Consider the following 2,416-nt stretch of genomic DNA (forward strand, 5'->3'; position numbering starts at 1 on the left):
GGCGGGTACTTCATCGGTGCAGCCATGGCAGAGGCTCCCTTCTCATGGCCCATCAGGCCATCTCCGGCAACCTTCCGCACGTCGGGGGAACCTCAAATCGTGGGCCATCGTGCGGTCTGTTCAGTCGTTGTCGGTGGTGCGGGTGCGGCCGAGTTCGCGGCCGCGCATGCGGTAGGACTCGCCTTTGAGGGAGTGGACCTCGGCGTGGTGGACGAGTCGGTCGATCATGGCGGCGGCGACGGTCTCGTCGCCGAAGGTCTCTCCCCAGCGTCCGAAGGGCTTGTTCGAGGTGACGATCACGCTGGCTCTCTCGTAGCGGTTCGAGATCAGCTGGAAGAACAGGTTCGCGGCCTCTGATTCGAACGGGATGTAGCCGACCTCGTCGATCACGATCAGTGGGTAGCGGCCGAGCCTGACGAGCTCGTCCTGGAGGCGGCCGGCCTGGTGGGCGGCGGCGAGGCGGTCGACCCACTGGGCGGCGGTGGCGAAGGCGACCCGGTGGCCGGCCTGGCAGGCCCGAACAGCGAGTCCGGTGGCGAGGTGGGTCTTGCCGGTGCCGGGCGGCCCGAGGAAGATCGCGTTCTCCCGGGCGGCTATGAAGTCCAGTGTTCCCAGATGGGCGAGTTGTTGGCGCGTCAGGCCGCGCAGGTGGGTGACGTCCAGCTCTTCGATGGTTTTGATCGCGGGGAAGCGGGCCGCTCGGATGCGGCCCTCGCCGCCGTGGCTGTCACGGGCCGAGACCTCGCGCTGCAGGCAGGCGACCAAGTACTCGAGGTGGGTCCAGGACTCTGCCTGGGCGCGTTCGGCCAGGCGCTCGGCGGCGTCCAGCAGGACCGGGGCTTTCATGGCGCGGGCGAGGAAGGCCAGGTCCGCGGCGGTCTGCCGGCCGGTTCGGGCCGTCTGGCCGTCCGCCTTCGCCGCGGCGGTCGCGGCAGTGGTGCGGGCCATCAGGTGTCCTCCTTCCCGGCGCCGCCCTCGATGAGGGTGAACATGCGGTCGTAGGTGCCCAGTTCGCGTTGCTCGACGTCGATGCCCAGGCTGTCGGGTGCCAGAAGGTGGGCGTGGGCGGTGGCCGCGCGGGCGGCCTGCTGGTGGATGAACTCGCCGCGCAGGACCTCGGCCGCGGCGGCGTGATCGGGGTCGGTGATGCTCTGGTGCCTGGCCCAGCAGCGGGTGTGCCGGGCCACGATGTCGTTGCCTGCGATGACGGTGACCTCCTCGTTGTCGGCGCGGACCATGACGGTGCGTCCGATCGCGCGCGGGTGGACGGAGTAGTCGTTGGTGTCGACGCGGATGTAGTGGTCGCGGCCGATGCGGGTGTGGAAGCGCCACCAGTGCGGTGGGGCGACGGGTGGGATGGTGAGCATCGCGGCCCGGTCGGCCTCCCAGCGGTCCGCCGGGCGGGCGTCGATCGAGCGGTGCTGCCTGCGGTTGGCGATCTGCAGCCACGCGGTCAGCTGGTTGTTGAAGTCGTCGGGGCCGGTGAAGACGCGGCCCGGCAGGAAGCTGGTCTCCAGGTAGCCGTTCGCCCGCTCGACCAGGCCCTTCGCCTCCGGATCGCGGGGCCGGCAGAGATGGACCTTGACGGCCAGCAGCCCCGCGAACGCGGCGAACTCGGATGTCAGCCTGCCTTTGCCGACGCCCGCCTCGTTGTCCCAGACCAGCATCTTCGGGACGGCGCCCCAGGTGGTGAGCAGGCGCCAGTGGCCGTCGATCAGGTCGCCCGTCTGCCGGGAGGGCAGCATCCGGGCGGTGATCACCCGCGAATACCCCGACACGATGACCAGCACCGGCGGCCGGCCCGACTGGCCGTAGCCGAGCGGGATGTCCACCGCGGGGAACCACAGGTCGCACTGGGCGAGCTCGCCGGGCTGGTAGACCGTCCGCGAGACTGGGTCCACCGGCAGATAGTCCGGCCGCAGCTCTCGCACCCGCTCACGCAGGATCGTCAGCCCGCGCTCCCACCCGATCCGCTCCGCGATCACGGTGACCGGCATCGTGGGAGTCGCCTTGAGCAACTCGCGGATCGCGGGCTCGACCGCATCCACCGCCGAGCCCTTCAGCGGACGCTGGTACTTCGGCGGCCGGTCCGAAGCCAGGGCCCGCGACACGGTGCCTCTGGAGATCCCCAGCTGCCGGGCCACTGCCCGGGCCGACAGCCCCTCAGCCCGGTGCAGCCGGCGAATCTCGGCCCAGTCCTCCACGCGGATCACCCTCTCTTCCTCCTGACTCCAGACCCATGAAGTCAGAATGATCAAGAGATCGCAGAGCGGCCCGCTTTTGATCCGCCGTCCGTGGTCCTCGTTTCACCCGTTGCCGACACATGGCCCGTTTCAGGAGCCGGTTGCCGGTCCGCGGGGCGTGTTCGCCATGGATGGAGGACCCGGAGGACTTCGTCGCCGGCGCCAGGCCGGCG

At 70.2% G+C, this 2,416-nt stretch carries 2 protein-coding genes; both read right to left on the minus strand.

The genetic code is table 11. The features are described 5' to 3' along the window. Positions 1-120: 120 nt before the first annotated feature. The gene (gene istB / locus ACZ55U_RS38935; protein WP_465534356.1) at positions 121-948 is read right to left on the minus strand and encodes an IS21-like element helper ATPase IstB; all 828 of its coding nucleotides are present in this window, start codon (positions 946-948) and stop codon (positions 121-123) included. After that, on the minus strand, positions 948-2,213 hold the full coding sequence (gene istA / locus ACZ55U_RS38940) for an IS21 family transposase (protein WP_465534358.1): 1,266 nt from the start codon (positions 2,211-2,213) through the stop codon (positions 948-950). The genes istB and istA overlap by 1 nt, the downstream gene beginning before the upstream one ends. Positions 2,214-2,416 lie beyond the last annotated feature (203 nt).

The sequence above is a fragment of the Kitasatospora sp. NPDC034533 genome (assembly GCF_055575155.1).